This window comes from Actinomadura sp. 7K534 (assembly GCF_004348575.1).
Taxonomy (GTDB): domain Bacteria; phylum Actinomycetota; class Actinomycetes; order Streptosporangiales; family Streptosporangiaceae; genus Spirillospora; species Spirillospora livida.
This window is the reverse complement of record NZ_SMKB01000128.1, coordinates 1-20,663: the sequence shown is the minus strand read 5'-3', so window position 1 is coordinate 20,663 and position 20,663 is coordinate 1. Positions and strand designations below refer to the sequence as shown.

The following is a 20,663-nucleotide window of genomic DNA, read 5'->3' as shown; positions in this document are numbered from 1 at the left end:
GCGGGGGGCTGGGCGGGAGGCTGCGCCGACGCGGCCTCGGGTGCCTCCGGCGTGTACGGGAACGGCGGCGGCGCCGGGATGTCGGTCGACGTCGCCATGGGAACGACCACCGTGTGCGACGGCTCTTCACCGGAGTCGGCCCTGGTGCGGTCGCTGATGGTGCGGTCGACCATCTGGGTTTCGGAGTCGTCCGTCGCGGCCCCCTGGGAAGAGGACTCCTCCGGGGCTTCCTGCCCGGAGCCGGTGCCGGCTTCTCCGGGGCCGTCCTCCTCCGGATCGTCGCCGGGAAGCAGCGAGGCGGGCGACGACGGCTGTTCGCTCAGCCACTGCGGCGGCGGAGGGGCCGGAGCCGGCTGCCCGGGTTCGGGACGCTCCACCGCGTGGTCGTCATCCGGCTTTCCGGTTGCAGTCACACCCGCTCTCCCAGCATCCGGTATATGGACGTGTCTCCGCGCATCCGCGGTCAATCAGCGATGATAGCGGCGCATAAAGGGACGGAACCCGCTCAGCGACTCCGGCCCGCGGTGGCGCAGGTCGCGCCCGAACAGTGGGTCAGCGCGTACAGCAGGTCGGAGAGGTGCCGGCGCCGCTGCTCTGGCAGCGTCCCCACGATGTTGTTCATCTCCTGGGGGTCGCGGGTGCGGTCGTAGAACTCGCGTTCCCCGTTCGCGTACTCCACGTAGAGCAGCTCGTCCGTGCGGAGCGCGTTGTAGGTCGTCGGGGCGCCGGGGGCGGAGTCCTGGCGGTCCGGGTCCTCGGCGGACGGGGGCGGCTTGACGTGCTCGATCAGCGCACTCTGCCGCCAGTCCGGCGGCGCGGCGCCGCGCAGGAACGGCACGAGCGACCGGCCGTCGGTCGCCGGCGGCGGCCGCAGCCCGGCGAGGTCCAGGAACGTCGGCGCCAGATCGGTGTTCTGCGCGGGCCGCCCGACCTGGTGGCCGGCGGGAACACCGGGGCCGACGACCAGGAACGGGACGCGGACGTCGCTGTCGTACGGCGTCATCTTGCCCCCGGCCAGCCTGTGCTCTCCCATGTGGAAGCCGTTGTCGGAGCCGAAGACCACGTAGGTGTCGCGGTCGCGGCCGAGCTCCTTCAGGGTTGTCCGGATCCGGCCGACCATCTCGTCCACCGACTGGACCATGCGGACGCGGTCGCGGTAGCCCTCGTCGATGCGGCGGATCGCGGGCGGGCCCAGCCGCGGACGCGACCGCAGCCACGACGGCTTGTCGCGGAGGTCGGCCTCGTTGAACGACGGCGCCCGCGGCGCCTTGAGCCCGCCGAACAGCCCGGCGTGCCGCGGCGCGGGGACGAACGGCCCGTGCGGCGCGAACGTCGAGATCTCGACGAAGAACGGCTGCGACGACCCGGCGGCCCGCTTGATGAACTCGACGCCCTTGTTCGCCAGGACGTCGGTCAGGTAGTCCTGCGGCCTCCGCCCATAGCGGACGAGGCGGCCGTTCTCGTTCAGGTTGTAGTCGTACTCGCCGTAGCCGTTGCCGGCGACGTACCACTCGGTCCACCCCGGCGGGACGTACGGCGCCGTCCCGCCCTGGGTGTCGTTCGGGTGGTAGCCGTTCATGTACTTCCCGAGCAGCGCGGTGCGGTATCCGGCCTTCTCCAGGTACGGCGCGAACGACTCCTGCTCGTTGCCCTTCTCCTTGAAGACGTGGAAGCCGCCGTCGGGCGGGAAGTTGGTGCGGACCCCCGTGTTGTGCGGGTACCTGCCGGTGAAGATCGTGGCGCGGGACGTGCAGCACAGCGAGTCCGCCACGATGAAGTTGCGGAAGGTGAGCCCGTCCCGCTCCATCCGGAGGACCTCGGGCATGTGCGCGACGAGGTTCCAGGAGAGGTCGTCGGTGAGGACGAACACGATGTTCGGCCTCTTCGGGGCCGGGCTCCGCTCAGCGGCGCCGGACGGTCCCCCCGGCTGGAGGAAGCAGCCGCTCGCCCCGAGGGCCGCGACCAGGCAGAGGACGGCCGCGAACCGCCGATGTCGGATCAACGTCCGCCTCTCCTCCGTGCCGCCGGTCCCGGCAAAGCCTAACCACCGTCCGGGCGATTCGCGTATGAGGGATCGTTCGCCGTCCGATGACGGTTATTGGCATGATCGGGGTGCTATGACGAGTACGGGCGGGCATTCGCGGACGCTGCTGACCCTGGCGCCGCTGGTCACCGGGGCCGCGATCAGCGCGCTGGTGGCGCTGGTCGTCGGGCTCGCCGTCTCGTGCGGGCCGGCTCCGGGCGGGACGGGCGCGGCGGCGGCGCAGGGGTCCGCGCGGCCGTCCGGGCCGCCGCTGCCGAGTCCCGCGGGCGCGCCGGCGCCGATCGACCCGCCCGGCTACTCGCCCGTCGAGCCGGTGATCGCCACCTCGTTCGCCGACCCCACGGTGATCAAGGCGGGCGGCACCTACTTCGCGTACGGCACGAACAACGCGGACGCCACGATGCCGGTCGCGACGGCCGCCTCGCCGACCGGGCCGTGGCGGCTGGCGCGGGGCGACGGCCTCGCCCACCTCCCGGCATGGGCCACCGAGGGGTGGACGTGGGCGCCCGAGGTCGTCCCGCCGAGCGGGGGGAGCGGCTCGTACGTCCTCTACTTCTCCGCCCGCCGCAGGGACAGCAAGCACCAGTGCATCGGCGCGGCCACGGCGTCCTCACCGGCGGGACCGTTCATCCCGCTGCGGGGCGGGCCGCTGGTGTGCCCGCTGAACCTGGGCGGCGCGATCGACGCGGCGTCCTACATCGAGGAGGACGGCACCCGTTACCTGCTCTACAAGACCGACGGCCGGGCCACGGCGGCGATCCACCTCGTCAGGCTGAACCCGGACGGGCTGAGCCTGACCGGGGCGCCGAAGCAGATCATGGGCCGCGGCCCGGGGGAGCCGGCCCTCGTGGAGGCCCCGGACCTCGTGCGGCGGGGCGGCGAGTACGTGCTGTTCTACTCGGCCGGCTGGTACTTCAAGCCGAACTACCAGACTCGCTACGCGGTGGCGTCGTCGATCGAGGGGCCGTACGAGAAGGCCCCGGCGCCGCTGCAGTCCACCGGCGGGTACCGGCGGAAGATCGAGGGGCCGGGCAGCGCCGACGTCCTCGCCGGCGAGGGCGGCGACCACCTGGTGTTCCACGGCATCCTCGACTACCACGGCGGTTCGCAGGTGACCCGCGGCATGTACGTCGCCCGGCTCGGGTGGGACGGGGCGCGGCCCGCCGTCCAGGGCGTCCCGGTCCGGTACGAGGCGGAGCGGACGCGGCTGAACGGCTGCGCTTCGGCGATACCCCGGGGGCACGCGTCGGGCGGCGCCGCCGTCGGCCCGTTCGTCCGCCCCGGCTGCCGGGTGGACGTGCACGTGTTCGCGCCCGCCGCCGGCCGCTACTCGCTGAGCGCGCACTACGCCAACCGCTCCGGGCAGGACTCCGATCTCGAACTGTCGGTGAACGGCCGTGCCGCGACGTCGCTGCGGCTGCCCGCCGCGAAGGGCGCCGGATGGCAGTCCGCGGCGGCGGAGGTCGAGCTGACCGCGGGCTGGAACACCTTCGGCCTGCGGAGCCTGGGCGGCGGCCTGGGAGAGGTCGACTACTTCGAACTCCGGTAGGGACCGGTCCGCTCGAACAGGGTGAGCCAGCCGCCCGTGAAGTCCCAGGTCCCGGCCCTCCGCCAGGGGCCGCCGTCCTGCACCGCCCGCTTCCGCCGCTCGACGACGGGGCCGTGCGGTTCGAGGCCGCGATGGTTCATCACCCACACCCTGTCCACGTCGGCGAGCTTCGGCGCCAGGTTGCGGGGGTACACGTCGCGGCCGCCGAGATTGGCCGCGGTCACCGGGTCAACGCGCATGCTGACGTCGCGGAGGCGGCCGAAGACGCCGGGGTAGGCGGCGGCGTTCCACCGCACGACGCCCCCCAGGTAGACGATGGCGTCCCCCTGGCGGGCGTGCGCGCGGATCACCTCGGCCGCCGTGCGCGTGTCGTCCGGCCGGCTCTCCCGCTCGCGGATGTAGCCGTGATCGTCGAGGGACGGGACCACGAGCGCCGCCATGGCCGCGGCCATGACCGCCGCCCGGACGGCGCGGCGCCGCCCCGCGGCGAGCAGTCCGGCCAGGCCCGCCCCGACGAGCAGCGCGACGGCGGGCAGGCAGAAGGTCGTGTACCGGAAGTAGAAGATCGGGTCGCCGACGAGGGAGTAGCCGAGGAGCAGGACGGCCGGCACGACGAGCCACGGCAGCGCGACGGCGGCCGGCGAGGGCGAGACGCGGGGACGGGAGCCGGCGGCTCCGGCGCGCTGCGCCCGGTCGCCCGCCACGACGCCGATCACCGCCAGCGCAGCCACCGGCGCGACGAGCGAACGTCCTCCGGACAGGAACTGCATCTGTGTCCACACCACGTTCCAGGACGGCTCCGGGAGCCACTGAACCTGGTCCTTCTGGTCACGGGCGAGCAGCGCGAACGGCAGCAGCAGCGCCGTCGCCGCTCCGGCGGCCGCCAGCCAACCGGCCGCCGGCCGAGCCCCGGGCCGGGCCAGCAGCAGCGTGACGCCGTGCGCCGCCACCAGCAGGACGCCGTGCAGATGCATCAGGCCCAGCAGCGCGACGGCGGGAGCGTAGGCCGCGAACCACCGCCACCGGTGCCGCTCGTCACCGTCGACCGCGCGGACGAACAGGTACGTCGCCAGCACCGCCAGCGCCGCGGTCATCGCGTAGGAGCGCCCCTCCTGCGCCCACCTCGTCGTCTGGACGCCCACCGCCCACGCGAACCCGGCCAGGAGGCCCGCCGAGGTCCCGAGCCTGTTCCGGCCGATGACCGTGATGCCCGCCGCCGCGGCGGCCATCGCGAGCGCGCTCGGGAACCGCAGTGCGACCTCGCCCGTGCCGAACACCGCGACCCACGGCTTCATGAGCACGTAGTAGAGGGCGTGCACGAGGTCCTTGTCGTGGAAGACGCGCAGCATGTCGCCGTACGAGCGCGTGGTCATGGTGACCGTGGCGGCCTCGTCGAGCCAGAGTGACGGGGTTCCGATGCTGATCAGTGTGACGACGAGCGTCAGCGCGGCGGGGACGAGCGGCAGAACCCACGGGCGGGCCAGAAGGCGCGGCGCGAGCCTCCTACCTGGCGCGCCGGCTCCCGCTGAGCCGGTCCCGTCCGCCTCCCGCCGCGTCGCCGTCATAACCGGGGGACCTCGACTCCGACCTCGCGCAGCAGCGCCGCCGTGGGCCTGGGCCGTCCGGAGATGCCCTTCCCGACACCGCGGGCCATGGCCCGGAAGAGCACCGCCCGGTCCGAGGACGCCGCGAAGGTGCGGGCCCAGCGGCGCAGCGTGGATCCCGCGTACAGGACGCGTTCCCCCGGAGCCAGCCCGGGGCTTCCCGTGAACAGCCAGATCTTGTTGCGGACCTCGTAGAAGAAGCGGTCGCCCGGGTCGGCGTCCGTACCGCCGAACTCCCGGGTCTTGTGGACCGCGACGCTGTCCGGGCACAGCACGCCGCGGCGGCCGCGCAGCAGCCGGGTGGTGAACTCGAAGTCGTCGTTCCAGAGGAAGTAGTCGGCGACGGGGAGCCCGCGCTCGCGCACCGCGGCCGCGTCCACCAGGACGGACACGAACGACGCCGAGCGGATCGGCACGCAGCCCGCGGCGCGGGCGACGCGGGTCTCGGCGGCCGTCGCGCGGGGCTTCGGGCGCGGCGTGTTCATCGGGTGGTCGCGCCCGTCCGTCCAGACGACACGGCTGGCGGCGAGCGTGGGCGGACCCTCGTCCGCCGTCGTCGCCCGCTCCCTGGCGGCGAGCAGGGCTTCGAGGGCCCCGGGCTCGGGGACGGTGTCGTCGTCCAGCAGCCAGAGCAGGTCGGCGCCGCCGTCCAAAGCACGGGCGATGCCCGCGCCGAATCCCCCTGCTCCGCCCACGTTGCGGGGCAGCGTCAGCAGGTCCGCCTCTGGGAAACGGCCCGCGACCGCCTCCGCGGTGCCGTCCGAGGACGCGTTGTCGATGACGACCACCCGGTCGGGGACGCGGGTCTGCGCCCGCAGCGCGGTCAGCGCCTCGGTCAGGAGGTCGCGCCGGTTGTAGGTGACCACCACGGCCGCGACGCGTGCGCCGCCGCGCCCTGCCGGGCCCGGGGTCACGGGTTGCGCTTCCCGGCGGCGCGGCGGGCGGCGCGCTGGAGCGGCGGGGACGGCGCCGCGGCCGCCTCCAGCAGCCGCCGCAGGTTCTCCTGGACGCCGGCCATCTCGCTCTGCAGGTGGGCGAGCCCGATGCGTTCGTGCGCCAACGTCAGCTCCTCCAGCAGGTGCGCCACGACACCGACGGACGCGGTCGCGATCAGCTCCTCGGGGACGTCCCCGGGGAGCATGAAGGGCCCCGGATCCGGCGCGGACGCCAGCTCGTCGAGGTCGCCGGCCACGTCGTATCCGGAGGCGCGCAGGGACTCGGCCAGTTCCCGGGTCCGCTTCGCCGCCCATTCGTTATGACGCGCGGGAAGGCCCATCCGTGTACGGCCGGCCGCACCGCCGGACCCATCCGGCCCGTAGCCGGTGAGGTGCTCGCGGACCATCCGCTCGTAGTCGCGGCGCAGCGCCGGGCCGATCCGCTCGTTGAGGCGGCGGAGCAGTTCCGCCTCGACCGCCGACAGCGGCCCGCCAGCCGGGATGCCCTCGATGTCGCACACCGCGGCGCCGATGCCGGTCAGGCCGCGGAAGCGGTCCCACAGCACGCGGGGGCTCCCGTCCGGTGGCGGCAGGGTGAGGACGTGGATCCGCTCCTTGGGCACGGCCGAAGCCCACGTCCCCAGGACGCGCACCGGATCGTGCAGCCCCCAGAACATCTCCCCGAACGGCTCCGGCGCGTCGATGCCGCGGGCGACGAGGTCGTCGACGAACCGCTCGAACGTGACCGTGTGGGCGTGCCTGAGCTGCTCCTGCCAGTCCAGGATCAGCTGCCGGCCCAGGTCGTGGGTCGCGAACACCACGTGGACCTCGGCGGGCTCCAGCGCCGCCACGACCCGCGCCACCTGCTGCTCGGTCGCTCCGGCCAGCAGGCCCTGGGAGAGGACGGCCGCGCGGCCGTCCCACTCGCGGATCCGCTGGACGACCCGGTCCCACGCGCCGTCCCAGTCCGGTTCGCGCCGGCCGCCCCAGCTCATCTCGCGCAGGTCCATGACGGCCGCGAAGTGCTCCTGCGGCCCCGCCAGCGGGTAGCAGACGCCGGCGTCGCCGAGCCGCCGCCGGTTCGCCCACAGGGCCCGGGGCAGGAAGGACGTCCCGGCCGCGGGCGCCCCGACGTGCAGGTAGACCGACTTCACCGGCCGCTGGTCCATGGGGGAGCTCATCTCGTTCTCGTCTCTGCGTCGGACCGTTCCGCCCTGTTCTGAATCCTCCGGTAGGCGCCGCGCAGGCGCCGCGCCGCGGGATACCGGTCGCTCGCGCTCTGCACCGCCCGCCGGACGAGGGGGGCGGCGTCGTGCGCGAGCCGGTCCGTGGTGTCCAGCAGGTCGCTGGAGTCCTGCCGGAGCATGTCCAGCTGGTCACCGACCGGCGTCCGCGCGCCCGGCTGCGATCCGGCGCGTTCCTCCTGCTGCCGGACGCGCTCCAGTAGCGCCGCGATGGCGTCTATGCCGGCATCGGCCATCTCGGGCCAGCGCGGCTCGTCGGGAGGCGGCGCGGTCGCCCGCCCGACCGCGGGGCCGGAGGCGGGCAGGGGCATCAGCTCGTACAGGTCGCCCACCACGTCGTAACCGGCCGCGCGCAGCGCCTCGACGGTCTCGATGGACCGCTCGGTCGCCCACGGGACGTGCTCGGCGGGCAGCTCGGTCCGCGTGGCGGACGTCCGCGCCGCCAGCACCTGCTGCGCGAGGAACAGCTTGACGTCCTCGTTGTACTGGTGCCAGCCGACGCGCTCGCCGAGGGCGTGGTTGATCCTCAGCAGGAACTGGGTCTCGGCCAGGCCGAGCGACTGGTTGGCGAACGTCCGGGACAGGTCGTAGTCGTCCGGGACGAGGCCGGTGGCGGCGCAGAAGCGCCGCCAGAGCAGGTCGTGCGGGGCGCCCGGACGCGGCAGCGTCACGACGTGGACGCGTTCGGGCGGCAGGCCGGCGCCCCAGCGGCCGAGGACCGCGACGGGGTCCTGCAGCCCCCAGAACAGCCGCGCGCTCTCGAACGTGCGCCAGTCCCGCCGCCGCAGGGCCGTCACGAACTCCTCGAACGAGCTGGTGAACCGGTTCTTGACGTCCTCCTGCCAGTGCGCCGGGATCTGGCGCCCGAGGTCGCGCACGGTGAAGACCACGTGCACGTCGGCGAAGTCCAGGTCGGCGAGCGCCTCCCGGACGTAGGCGGGCCGGGCGGGCGCGAACAGCTCCTGCGAGATGATCACGTTTCCGGCGAAGTCGCGGGCCTCGTCGACGAGCGCCCGCCACGCCCCGCGGATCCGCGGGTCCGACGCACCGGGGAAGAACGTCCGCCGCAGGTCGAAGGCGGCCCTGACATGGGAGGCGAAGTCCGTACCCGGGTAGAGGACGCCCCGCTCGCGCAACCGCTGCCGGTTGTGCCACAGGACGTGCTGCAGGAACGTCGTACCGCTCTTCGCGGCCCCGACGTGCAGGAAGACCGCGGGCCGCGCACTCGGCGCCGCGCCGCCGGGAGTGGGTGGGGCCACCGCGAACCTTGGATTCCTCCGCCGGTACCGAACGAACGCCGGGTATCTTATCCGCATTCCAGACACCTGGACCGGTCGGTGTTCCCCCGCGCGCCCCGGTCGTTCGCTCCCCCGCACGGATGGATGGTCGCCGTCCAGTGAATGTCGATCTCGTGGTGGCCGGCGCCGGATTCTTCGGGCTCACGGTCGCCGAACGGTGCGCGGCCGAACTCGGCCTGCGCGTGCTGGTGCTCGACCGGCGCGGCCACATCGGCGGCAACGCCTACAGCGAGGCCGAGCCGGAGACGGGCATCGAGGTCCACCGGTACGGCGCGCACCTGTTCCACACCTCGAACGAGCGGGTGTGGGAGTACGCGAACCGCTTCACCGCCTTCACCGGGTACCGGCACCGGGTGTACTCCACGTTCAAGAACCGCGTCTACTCGATGCCGATCAACCTCGGCACCATCTGCGAGTTCTTCGGCCGGGCCTTCACCCCCGACGAGGCGCGGGCGCTGATCGCCGGGCAGGCCGCCGAGGTCACCGCGCCGGCCAACCTGGAGGAGAAGGCGATCTCGCTGATCGGCCGGCCGCTGTACGAGGCGTTCATCCGCGGGTACACCGCGAAGCAGTGGCAGACCGATCCGCGGGAGCTGCCGGCCGAGGTCATCACCCGGCTGCCCGTCCGCTACACCTTCGACAACCGGTACTTCAACGACACCTACGAGGGCCTTCCGGTCGACGGCTACACCGCCTGGCTGGAGCGGATGGCCGACCATCCGCGCATCGAGGTCCGGCTCGGCACCGACTTCTTCGACCTGCGCGACGACGCCGTCGGCAGCGTCCCCGTCGTCTACACCGGGCCGCTGGACCGCTACTTCGACTACGCCGAGGGCGAGCTGGGGTGGCGCACGCTGGACTTCGAGATGGAGGTCAAGCCCACGGGCGACTTCCAGGGCACGCCGGTGATGAACTACGCCGACGAGGACGTCCCCTACACCCGCATCCACGAGTTCCGGCACTTCCATCCCGAGCGCGACCACTACCCGCCGGACCGGACGGTCATCATGCGGGAGTACTCGCGGGCCGCCGCGCGCGACGACGAGCCGTACTACCCGGTCAACACCGCCGCCGACCGCGCCCGCCTGCTCGCCTACCGCGACCTGGCCGCCCGGGAGGACGGCGTGCTCTTCGGCGGGCGGCTCGGCACCTACCGGTACCTCGACATGCACATGGCGATCGCGAGCGCGCTCAGCATGTTCGACAACAAGCTGCGTCCCCATTTCGCCGGGGTCTCGCGTCAAACAAGCGGAGGTGTGGACGAGTGAGCCGACCCGACGAGAGCGGACCCGCCCCGGACGAGCCCGGGGGCGAGCGCGGGGACGGGCGCGGGGAGCTGCGCGTCCTCCAGCGGGTCGTGATGCCCGTGGACCGCGACCTCGACGTCCTCAAGCTCTACGTCGAGGGCGAGATCGCCCGCGGCGCCGAGGCGATCGCCGCGGAGACCGCCGTCGAGGCGGAGCTCCTCGCCGGGCTTGCCGAGGACGTCGGCCGCCGCAGCGTCGTCGTGCCGGTCGGCCGCCGCGTCTCCTTCGCCACCTACTTCAACGCGTTCCCGGCCAGCTACTGGCGCCGCTGGACGTCGGTGGACGAGGTGGTCCTGCGGGTCCGGGCGCGCGGCCAGGCCACCGTCATCGTCTACCGGTCCAGCGCGAAGGGCCACGCCCAGCGCGTCGGCTCCGTGCGGATCGACTCGGCCACGTCCCGCGAGGAGACGTTCCGGCTGACGCTGAGCCCGTTCATCGACGGCGGCTGGTACTGGATGGACGTCCTCGCGGGCGAGACCGAGGCCGTCTTGGAGCGCGCGGACTGGTGCGCCGGCGGGAGCGCGGCCGAAGGCATCAGGCAGGGCCGGGTCAGCCTCGGCATCACCACGTTCAACCGGCCGGAGTTCTGCGTCGACCAGCTCCTGGCGCTCGCCCGCGCTCCCGAGGTGCTCGACATCGTGGACGACATCTACGTCGTCGACCAGGGCACGCAGCGCGTCCGCGACGACGGGAGGTTCGGGCGCGCCGAGTCCGAGCTCGGGCCGCGGCTCCGGCTGATCGAGCAGGGCAACCTCGGCGGCTCCGGCGGCTTCTCCCGGGCGATGGACGAGACGCTGCAGGCGGGCAGGAGCGACTACGTCCTGCTCCTCGACGACGACGTCGTCACCGAGACCGAGGGCGTCCTGCGCGCGGTCGCCTTCGCGGACTTCGCCCGCACCCCCACGATCGTGGGCGGGCACATGTTCAACCTGTTCGCCCGGTCCCAGCTGCACGCCTACGGCGAGACCATCGGCCGGTACCGCTGGTGGTGGGAGGAGGCTCCGCACACCAAGCGGGAGCACGACTTCGCCGTCCCGCCGAGCCTGAACCCCCGCGCGAAGACCAGCTCGGGGAGCCTGCGCCAGACGAAGTGGCTGCACCGCCGGGTGGACGTCGACTACAACGGCTGGTGGATGTGCCTCATCCCCGTCGACGTGGTGCGCAAGGTCGGCCTGTCCATGCCGATGTTCATCAAGTGGGACGACGCCGAGTACTGCGTCCGCGCGGGCGGGGCGGGCTTCCCGACCGTGTCGCTGCCCGGCATGGCGGCGTGGCACGTCCCATGGCAGGACAAGGACGACGGCATCGACTGGCAGGCGTACTTCCACGAGCGCAACCGGCTCGTCACCGCGCTGATGCACTCGCCGTACGAGCGGGGCGGCAACCTCGTCAAGGAGAGCTACATCATCTCGGTCAAGCACGCGCTGGCCATGCAGTACTCGACCGCCGAGCTGATGCTGTCGGCGATCGAGGACGTGCTGAGCGGGCCGGAGCACATGCACGCCGGGATCGCCACGAAGCTGTCCGAGATCATGGCGTTCCGGGCCGCGTTCCCCGACGCCCGCAACCGCGGCAGCCACGAGGAGTTCCCGCAGGTCCGCGCGACCAGGCCGCCCAGGCGGGGACGCGGGTTCAAGCCGCCGCGCGGCACGGTCAACGTCCTCGCCAGCGCGATGCGCGGCACCATCAAGCAGCTGCGTCCCGTCGACCCCGGCGCCCGCGCGAACCCGCAGGCGGTCGTGCCGCACATCGACCGGCACTGGAGCCTGCTGTCGCAGGTCGACAGCGCGCTCGTCTCCTCGGCCGACGGGACGAAGGTCGCCTGGTACCAGCGCGACCCGGAGCGCTTCAGGCGGATCCTCGCCCGGACGTCGCTGCTGCACGCGCGGCTCAGCCGGGAGTGGCCGGAGCTGAGCGGCCGGTACCGGGCGGCCATGGCGGAGCTGGCCGCGCCGGAGGCGTGGCGCACGACGTTCCAGGCCGCCGCGAGCACCGGAGACACCGGGGACACCGCGAGCACCGGGGACGCGGAGGGCGAACGGGCATGACCGTCACGCCCGTCAGCGCGGACGACGGACTCCGCGCGCCCGGCGGCGACGGCGGCCTCCGCCGGACGCTCCAGAACAAGTACCTGCTGCGCCTGCTGGTGCGGCGGGAGCTGCGGGCCCGCTACAAGGGGTCGCTGCTGGGGCTCGGCTGGTCCTACGTGCGGCCCGCGGTGCACTTCTCCGTCTACTTCTTCGTCATCGGCGTCTTCCTCGGCATGGACCGCCAGATCGAGGACTTCCCGATCTACCTGTTCTCCGGGATGGTCCTGGTCCACCTGTTCACCGAGACGCTGCACTCGACGACGCGTTCGGTGACCGGCAACGCGCCGCTCGTGCGCAAGGTCTTCCTGCCGCGGGAGTTGTTCCCTACGGCGTCGGTGCTCGTGTCGCTGGTCCACTTCCTGCCGGGCCTGACGATCCTGCTGGGCGCGGCCGTGGCCGCCGGGTGGCGCCCGTCGCCGGAGGCGTTCGGCGCGGCCGCGCTCGGGTTCGCGATCGTCGCCGTGCTCGGCTTCGGCATCGGCCTGCTGTGCGCGGCCGTCAACGTCCTCTTCCGCGACCTGGAGCAGGCCGTGGACATCCTGATGATCGTCGTCACCTGGTCGGTGCCGATGATCTATCCGTGGACGCACGTCCAGGCGCAGGCGCCCGGCTGGGTCCTGGACGTGTACCTCGCGAACCCGCTCGTCAGCGCCGTGTCCCTGTTCCAGAAGGCGTTCTGGCAGCCCGGAGCCGGCGGGGACTTCGCGTTCCCGCCCGACCTGTACGCCCGCGCGGGCGCCTCCCTGGCGGTCAGCGTGCTCGTGTTCGCCGCGGGCCACGCGGCGTTCGGGCGCATGCAGAAGCGTTTCGCACAGGAGCTGTAGCCGTTGACCCCCTCCATCGTCATCGACCGCGTCACGAAGAACTTCACGCTGCGCCACGCGCGCTCGATCAAGGAGATGAGCGTCCGCGCGTTCCGCGGGCAGAGCCTCTCCGACCGGTTCCGGGCCCTGGACGAGGTGAGCCTCACCGTCCACCAGGGCGAGACCGTCGCGCTGATGGGCCTCAACGGCTCCGGCAAGAGCACGCTGCTCAAGCTCATCTCCGGGGTCATGCAGCCGGACGAGGGGTCGGTGCGCGTCCGGGGCCGCGTCGCCGGGCTGATCGACGTGGGCGCCGGGCTGCACCCCGAGCTGACCGGCCGGGAGAACGTCTTCCTCAACGGCGCGATCCTCGGCATGTCCCGGACGGAGATCGAGCGGAAGTTCGACGCGATCGTCGACTTCTCCGGGGTCGAGCGCTTCCTGGACGACCAGGTGAAGTTCTACTCGTCCGGCATGTTCATGCGGCTGGCGTTCTCGATCGCGGCGCACACCGAGCCGGACGTCTTCCTGATCGACGAGGCCCTCGCCGTCGGCGACCCGCCGTTCCGCGAGAAGTGCCTGGACCGCATCCGCGAGCTGCGCGGCGAGGGCCGCACGATGGTCGTCGTCGCCCACGACATCCGCATGCTCGTCGGGCTCTGCGACCGGGGCGTCACCATGCGGCAGGGCCGGCTGATCTTCGACGGGGACACGGAGGGGGCCGCCCGGCTGGTGCGCGAGGACCGCGCCGCCCGCCGCGCGGCAGGCCGTACGGCGGGCCCGGAGAGGGGCGCCGCGGCCCCCGCCTCCGGGCCCGCCTCCGCGCCCGCCGCGAGGGGCGAGGGCCGTGGATAGGGTGACCCGAGCCGCGGCCGGGGGCCGCGGCCGCACGTGCAGGAACAGGGGAGAGGCGCGGTGTTGACCAAGCAGGAGACCGGATACCCGTTGCTCGACAACGTCCACCGCATCATCGCCGACCGGACGTGCTCGGTGCTGTCCCTCGACATCTTCGACACCGTCCTGTGGCGCCGGGTGCCGCGTCCCACGGACACGTTCGCCCTGCTCGCCTCCCGGTTGCGGGACGCGGGGCTGAGCCCGCCGTGGGTGACGGACGCGACCCTGCGCCGGATGCGGATCGCCGCCGAGCGCGACGCCCGCAGCAGCCGCGACGCGCTCGGCACCGAGGTCTCCCTCTTCGACATCTGGCGCGCCATGCCGGACGGGGTGTTCGGGGCCGCGCCGCTGGAGCGGCTCGTCGAGGCCGAGGTGGGCCTCGAACGCGAGCTGACCGTCGTGGACCTGGACGTCGCCGAGGTCGTGCAGGCCGCCCGGAAGCAGGACGTCCCGGTGGTCCTGGTGTCCGACACCTACTTCACCGAGGAGCAGCTCGCGCGGCTGCTCGACCGCCCGGAGCTGGGGCCGATGGAGGGCGTCCGGATCTTCCGGTCGAACCAGCACGGCACCGACAAGGCGTCCGGGCTCTGGGAGATCGTGCTGCGCGACCTGGGCCGCAGCCCGGAGCAGATCGTCCACATCGGCGACCACGAGATCGCCGACCACGAGGTACCGGCCAGGCTGGGCGTCCGCACCGTCCACTACCGCCGGCTGGACGAGCCGTACCTGGAGGTGCTCGAACGCGAGAAGGAGCCGGTCGAGGCCCTCGGCGACCACGCCCCCGGCCTGGACGAGCGCGACGGCGACTTCGGCCTCACCAGCCTGCGCGCGAAGGCCGTCCACGCGGGCGTCCCGTTCAGCACCTCGGCGCTGGACGTCGCGTACCGGTACGGCGCGGGCGTCCTCGGCCCGGTGCTGACCGGCTTCGCCGAGTGGGCGGCCTGGAAGGCGCACGAGGCCGGGACCCGCCGGCTGTGGTGCTCGATGCGCGAGGGCGAGCTGCTGTCCCGGCTGATCAACGAGGCGGCGCGGGCCCGCGGCTGGGACGTCGAGGCGAAGCCGGTCTGGCTGTCGCGGTTCGTGACGTCGCTGGCCGGTCTCGACCCGTACGACACCGACGCGGTGCACGCCTTCATCCGCACCGGGTACCGGCTGACCGTCCGGCAGGCGCTGGCGGTCCTGGGGCTCCAGCCGGGCGACGTGCCCGGACTCGCGGCCGAGCTGGACACCGTCATCGACAACGGCGACATCGCCGACCGCGTCGCCCGCGCCCTCACCGAGACGCCGCACCTGTGCAACCGGCTCGCGGTGACGGTCACCGCCGTCCGGGAACGCCTGATCAGGTCGCTGCGGGACGCGGGCGCGCTGGACGGGGCGGCGGAGGGCGGACCGGCCGGCGGGGAGCTCACGCTGGTCGACCTCGGCTGGGGCGGCACGATCCAGCGGCTGCTCGCCCGCGCCCTGCACATCGCGCGCATCGACGTCCGGGTGTCCGGGCTGTACCTGGCCACCGACGACCGCGCCGAGCGGGTCTACATGGCCGGGCTGCGCGCCGAGGGGTACCTGGCGCAGGCCGGGCATCCCGCGCACGTCGCGGGCACGGTGACCCGCAGCCCCGAGATCGTGGAGCAGTGCGTCAACGCGCTGTGCGGGTCGCTCGTCGGCTTCACCGAGGACGGCGCCCCGGTCCTGGCGGAGACGTCCGACTCGCCGTCCCAGAACGCCGAGCGCCGCACGGTGCAGGACGGCATCCTGGCGTTCCAGCACACGTGGAACCGGTACGTGGAGGCGTCCGGCGGCGCCTGGCCCGACCTCGCCCGCCCGCGGGCGGCCCGGGAGCGGCTCGCGCGGATCCTGGTGGCCGCGCTGGAGTCGCCCACCCCCGACGAGGCAGCCGTCTTCGGCAACTGGACGCACGAGGACAATTTCGGCTCCTCCGAGGTCACGACCCTGCTGCCCGCCGACCTGGAGCCCGCCGTCCCGTACCTGTCCCCGGGCGACCTCGACGACCTCGGCATGCGCGACTCGTTCTGGCCGGGGCTGATCGCGGCGTCCGACACCGGCCTCGGCGCCATGACGCGGGCCATCGCCGCCGGCGCCATCGACCGGGAGGCGTTCGACCCGGCCGGCGAGCCGTTCGAGACGCGGCTGCGGTACCGGACGTCGGACGACCGGTGGCACGAGCCCGTCCGCCGCCGCGTCAGGATCAACCACAACGGCCTGTCGTTCGCCAGGCTCGCGTTCGAGCACCACGACACGGTCGACATCTCGCTGGCGATCCCCGGGCGTCCCGCGATCGTCCGGGTCGACTGGATCGAGGCCCGGGTGACCGCGGGCGGCCGCCACCGCGAGCACGTGCTGCGCTGGGACAAGCCGGAGGACTTCGTCGGCCTGCACTACGCGGACTGCCGCTACCTCGGCGGCAACCTCATGGAGTTCGACACCTTCTACGCCGCGGTGTGGCTTCCGCTCGCCCGCCGCGCCGGGGTGCCGGCGGTGTCGTCCGGGCAGGTCACCGTCGCGTTCGCGATGCTCCCGCAGTCGATGACCGGCATGGCGCCGCGGATGCCGGTCGACCGGAGGGCCGAGCGGTCCGCCCGGGCCGCGCGGCTCACCGAGCGGCTCCGCGAGGAGTACCGGTCGGCCGGCGTCAAGGGCGTCGCGGCCGGTGCGGGACGAGTGGCCAGGAGGAAGATCGGTGACACCCGATGAGTCCGCGTCCGGGACGAGGCGGGCGGCACACCGGTCAGGGGCCGCGGTGACCGGATCCCCCGCGGATCCGCACGCGCAGGCCCGCGCCGCGCGGGAGCAGCCGCTGCTGCTGCACTCGATGGCGGTCTTCCGGGAGCTGTTCGAAACGATCTTCCGGTGCCGGGAGATCGGCACGGTCATCGAGGTTGGGGTGGAGTCCGGGCAGGTCAGCTCCCTGTACGCCGACCTGGGCGCGACCGTGCACTGCGTGGAACCCGACCCCGGTGAGGAACTGCGCGCCGTCCTCGCCGGCGACCCGAGGCTGAACCTGGTGGAAGGTTCGTCCCCCGCGGTGCTCGCTGAACTTCCGGTGGGCGACCTCTACGTTTTGGACGGCGACCACAATTACTCGGTCGTCCGCGCCGAACTCGCGTGGATCATGGAGCACGCTCCCGGCGCGGTGGTCGTCCTCAACGACCTGCTGTGGCCGTGCGGGCGCCGCGACTTCTACTACCAGCCGTCACCGCTGCCGCCCGCGGACCGGCACCCGGACACCGCGGACGGCCCGACGGTCTGGCACGACGACGTCACACCCGCCGGGTTCGTCGGCGACGGCGCCTTCACGTTCGCCGCGCACGCGGGCGGCGAGCGCAACGGCGTCCTCACCGCCGTGGAGGACGCGCTGGACGAGGCCGGCGGCGGCTGGCGGCTGGAGATCGTCCCGGCCGTGTTCGGATTCGGTGTCCTCGCCCGGACGGATGCACCGGGCACAGCGGACATCTTCGACGCGCTCCGGCCCCTCACGTCCTCCGGGCTCCTCGCGGCCATGGAGAACAACCGGATCGCGCTCTACACCCGCGTCCTGCAACTGCAGTACGAGCTCACGGCCCGCAGGGACGACGCGGACCGGCTCGCCGAGACCGTCGGCGCGCGGCAGCGGGAGATCGCCCGGCTGAAGTCCGAGCTCGACGGTGCGACGGCCGGCAACGCGACCCTGCGGCAGGAATTGGAACGCCTCCGCGCGGCGCCGCCGGCGCCCGTTCGGAGCCAGGATCTGGGCGAGGCCGTGTCGCAGCTGGGGCGGGCGCTGTCGGCCCGCATCCGCGGAAGATCCGGGCCGTTGCGATGACGTCCGCGATCCCCGGTGGCATCTCTGAGAGGGGCATCTGCCAATGACGGACTACGTATCGACCGTGGCCATGCACCAGGACACGTGGGGGACGTTCCTCGAACCGGACCCCGCCCTGGCCGACGTCGAAGACCTCCACGGCGCCCTCGGCATGCGGATCCGGGGCGGTCACCGCGCCGACCTGAAACTCTTCGCCGGCAAGAACACGGTCTTCGACCGGACCGCCGCCCGGATCGAGGGCATGGACCTCGCCTACGAGGACCACTGCAGCGCCCACCACTACTTCGATCTCTTCCGCCGCGTGGAGCAGTGCCACGGAGAGCTGACCCGGCTCGTCGACCTCGGCGTCTACATGGGCGGCTCGTCCATGATCCTCGGGGGCTGCGTGGAGCCGATGGGGCTCGAACTCGACCTCGTCGACGTCAACGCCGCCTACCTGCGCTTCACCCACGAGAGGCTGCGGCGCGCCTTTCCCCGCGCCATGAACCGGGTCCGCATGTTCCAGGGCGACCTGCCGACCTACGCGGCGCGCGTCCTCGATGCCGAGCCGGGGGCACGGACGATGGTCCACCATGACGGCGCGCACCGGTTCGACCAGGTGGTCCGGGATCTGAGCGCGCTGTTCTTCGTCCGCGACCGCGTCCACGGCCTCGCCATCAAGGGCACGCACCTGCGCGGGAACATCGCGCGCCTCAACTTCGTGGACGCCGCCGTCCACGCCGTGTTCGGCGCCGGGGTGAAGTACGAGCCGCTCGGCGCCAAGTTCCCGCCGGACGCGCCCGTGACCGCCCCCAACCGGTGGGACGGCAACTACTTCCTGGCCGGGCAGCCGGAAGGCATGCACATCCCGTTCGACAGTGTCGAATGGAAGTACCCGCACCCCATGATGGAGCTGGACGACTTCATGCCGGTGAAGGCACCTCCCGCCGGATGAGGCGGCGCGGCCGGACACGCCGGAAGGGGGTGGCCGGATGCGGTCACGGACTGGAGCCGGGGTGCCCGATCTTTACCGCAGGTGGACTTGGTGACCGAATTGGCGGGGTCGGCCTGTGATGCGGGGACCTGTTCCGTCGAACGAGGAGCAGGAACGCGGCGAGGTCTTTACCCTGTGCGGTGTAGGACACCAACCCGGCAACCCCCAGGCGTTCCCTTCATTCCCGCGACTCCCAGGGGTCTCTCGACGTGACGGACATGGCGAGCGGGTCCGCGATGGCGCGGCTCACACAGGCCGACCGCGTCTATGTGGGCTGGCGCTACGCGCAGGTGCACCCCGACCCGGGGCCGCCCCCTGACCGCCCGGCGCCGCCCGAACCCGGCCCGGCGGCCCCGCCGGTGCGGCAGCCGGGCGAGCACATGGCGGCGCTGCCGCTGCGGATCGTGTTCGGCGGCGCCCTGGGCGGCGTCGTCCTCTTCCTCCTGTGCGCCGTGGCGGGCGTCCTCCCGTGGGCGTTCGCCGGCGTGGCGCTGCTGGCCTGCGCGGTCATCATCGCCATCACCGGCGGGTCGCTGTGGCGGGACGAGCGGGCCGTCCGCGAGAGGATCGCCCACCAGCGGGACGCGGAGGAGCGCAGGCGCGCCGAGGCCGAACGCGAACGCGACGCGGCCGAGAAGGCGTACGCCAAGGCCAGGACGGAGTGGGAGCGCCGCCAGTCGGCGTACGAGGGCCAGCGGGAGTGGTACCCGGTCTCCGTCCCGCCCGGGGTCGACCGGGTGGACGTCGTCGGCGGCACCCTGGCCGGCTGGTCCGCGGCCGTCACCACCATGGGCGCGGCCCGTCTCGCCGTAGGGGCCCGCCTCACCGTCATCGACCTGTCCGAGGGCGCGGTCGCCCACGACCTCCTGCGCCTGGCCGCCGACCGGGGCGACGATCCCCTCGTCTGGGTGCTCCCGGCCGACCTGCCCCGCCTGGACGTCACCCGCGGCCTCAGCCCGGAAGCCCTGGCCGACGTGCTCTCCCTGGTCGTCAGCGCGGGCGAGGAGGAGGGCGGCACCCGCGACCTCTCCTTCGACAACTCGATCCTGGAACGGCTGATCGAGGTTCTGGGCCCCGAGACGACGATCCCGCGGATCACCGCGGCACTGCGCGTCTTGGCCCAGGTGGGCGACCCCCGCGACGACCTCCGCCGCGGCCTCCTCACCGACGAGCAGGTCGAACGCATCGCCACCCTGTTCGGCCGCGACGCCACGGACCGCATCGTCGTCCGCCGCGCCTGGGCCCTGGAAGCACAGCTACGCAAACTCGAAAAACTGGCAACCGAACCAGTCCGTCTCCCCCCATCCCGCCTGCACGTCGTCTCTATGGACCGCCGCGCCGGCGTCCTCACCAACCGCATCCTCGGCACCTATGTGACAACGGCGCTGACCCACCGAATCCGGGAATCCCCACCCGGCGGCCGCTGGGACCACACCCTTTTCCTCTGCGGCTCCGAAAAACTCCGCGGCGACGTACTCGACCGCCTCATAGACGCCTGCGAGGCCACCGGAACCGGCCTCGTCCTGATGTACCGGTCGATTCCGCACCACGTCCGCGAACGCCTGGGCCGCCGCGGTCACGCCGCCGTGGGCTTCATGCGGTTGGGCAACCCGGAGGACGCCCGCGTGGCCGCCGAACACATCGGCGCCGACCAGCCGCTCCTGGTCGCCGAGATCACCGACTCCGCCGGCGAGACCCTCTTCGACGTAGCGGGGGAGACCTACGCCAGCACGGTCGCCTACGCCCGCCCCCGAGGCGACGGCCTGACGGACCCGGTCTGGTCCCCGCTCCCGGCCCCGGCCGCGGACGACTCGGTCCTGGTCGAGGGCATCAGCTCCGCGACCGCCTGGGGCCGCACGGTCAAGGCCGGCCGCCCCCGTGACACCCCGTCCAAGCAACGCTTCCGCGAACTCCTGGTAGAACCCCCGCAACTCCAGGAACTCCCCCCGACCGCCATGGTCTTCACCCACTCCGGCGCCACGGGCCGCCGCACCCTCCTCGTAGACGCCAACCCCGGCATCATCACCCTGCCGACGGCCCACTCGATGGAATTCGAGGAATACCTCCGCGAACAAGAACGCCAAGACCAAGAGCCCCTGGAC

The 20,663-nt window shown here is 73.0% G+C and carries 14 protein-coding genes and 1 pseudogene; 9 read left to right on the top strand and 6 right to left on the bottom strand.

All coding sequences use genetic code 11. From position 1 onward, the window contains the following. Both E1266_RS23150 and E1266_RS23145 read right to left on the bottom strand, forming a co-directional pair. Positions 1-413, bottom strand: a pseudogene (locus E1266_RS23150) (hypothetical protein); the annotation flags it as partial. A gap of 92 nt (positions 414-505) precedes the next feature. Then, positions 506-2,002, bottom strand: coding sequence for a sulfatase (locus E1266_RS23145; RefSeq protein ID WP_165966178.1), 1,497 nt, complete (start codon positions 2,000-2,002; stop codon positions 506-508). A gap of 115 nt (positions 2,003-2,117) precedes the next feature. Here E1266_RS23145 and E1266_RS23140 point away from each other — a divergent pair, with 115 nt between their 5' ends. Continuing rightward, complete coding sequence (locus E1266_RS23140) at positions 2,118-3,593, top strand: family 43 glycosylhydrolase (RefSeq protein ID WP_165966177.1); 1,476 nt, start codon at positions 2,118-2,120, stop codon at positions 3,591-3,593. On the opposite strand, the gene E1266_RS23135 is transcribed toward E1266_RS23140, so the two are convergent. From E1266_RS23135 to E1266_RS23125, 4 genes are read right to left on the bottom strand one after another with little or no spacing between them, the layout of a single operon-like run. Next, positions 3,575-5,158: a glycosyltransferase family 39 protein gene (locus tag E1266_RS23135; protein ID WP_132050283.1), complete on the bottom strand. Its 1,584-nt coding sequence runs from the start codon at positions 5,156-5,158 to the stop codon at positions 3,575-3,577. The genes E1266_RS23140 and E1266_RS23135 overlap by 19 nt on opposite strands. Further along, positions 5,155-6,111, bottom strand: a complete 957-nt coding sequence (locus tag E1266_RS23130) for a glycosyltransferase (RefSeq protein ID WP_243718748.1) — start codon at positions 6,109-6,111, stop codon at positions 5,155-5,157. Before E1266_RS23130 ends, E1266_RS23135 begins: the two co-directional genes overlap by 4 nt. After that, a complete protein-coding gene (locus tag E1266_RS39515; RefSeq protein ID WP_243718747.1) occupies positions 6,108-7,313 on the bottom strand; it encodes a hypothetical protein in 1,206 nt (401 codons plus the stop codon). Before E1266_RS39515 ends, E1266_RS23130 begins: the two co-directional genes overlap by 4 nt. After that, a complete protein-coding gene (locus E1266_RS23125) occupies positions 7,310-8,635 on the bottom strand; it encodes a hypothetical protein (RefSeq protein ID WP_132050279.1) in 1,326 nt (441 codons plus the stop codon). The genes E1266_RS39515 and E1266_RS23125 overlap by 4 nt, the downstream gene beginning before the upstream one ends. A gap of 137 nt (positions 8,636-8,772) precedes the next feature. On the opposite strand from E1266_RS23125, the gene glf reads away from it, so the two are divergent. From glf to E1266_RS23085, 8 genes are all read left to right on the top strand, one after another. Further along, positions 8,773-9,942: a UDP-galactopyranose mutase gene (gene glf / locus E1266_RS23120; RefSeq protein ID WP_243718745.1), complete on the top strand. Its 1,170-nt coding sequence runs from the start codon at positions 8,773-8,775 to the stop codon at positions 9,940-9,942. Further along, a complete protein-coding gene (locus E1266_RS23115) occupies positions 9,939-12,029 on the top strand; it encodes a glycosyltransferase (protein WP_243718743.1) in 2,091 nt (696 codons plus the stop codon). Before glf ends, E1266_RS23115 begins: the two co-directional genes overlap by 4 nt. Then, positions 12,026-12,895, top strand: a complete 870-nt coding sequence (locus tag E1266_RS23110; protein WP_132050275.1) for an ABC transporter permease — start codon at positions 12,026-12,028, stop codon at positions 12,893-12,895. The genes E1266_RS23115 and E1266_RS23110 overlap by 4 nt, the downstream gene beginning before the upstream one ends. A 3-nt stretch (positions 12,896-12,898) precedes the next feature. Then, positions 12,899-13,729 (top strand): ABC transporter ATP-binding protein, encoded by an 831-nt coding sequence (locus E1266_RS23105; protein WP_243718741.1) that lies wholly within the window; start codon positions 12,899-12,901, stop codon positions 13,727-13,729. A 60-nt stretch (positions 13,730-13,789) separates the two neighbouring features. Then, on the top strand, positions 13,790-16,480 hold the full coding sequence (locus E1266_RS23100; protein ID WP_132050273.1) for an HAD family hydrolase: 2,691 nt from the start codon (positions 13,790-13,792) through the stop codon (positions 16,478-16,480). A gap of 46 nt (positions 16,481-16,526) precedes the next feature. After that, entirely contained in the window at positions 16,527-17,588 is a 1,062-nt protein-coding gene (locus tag E1266_RS23095) for a class I SAM-dependent methyltransferase (protein ID WP_207945868.1), read from the top strand. 43 nt (positions 17,589-17,631) lie between these two features. Beyond that, positions 17,632-18,522: a class I SAM-dependent methyltransferase gene (locus tag E1266_RS23090; RefSeq protein WP_132050271.1), complete on the top strand. Its 891-nt coding sequence runs from the start codon at positions 17,632-17,634 to the stop codon at positions 18,520-18,522. A gap of 257 nt (positions 18,523-18,779) precedes the next feature. Further along, positions 18,780-20,663: hypothetical protein (locus E1266_RS23085; RefSeq protein ID WP_243718750.1), on the top strand; the 1,884-nt coding region annotated here is incomplete at its 3' end.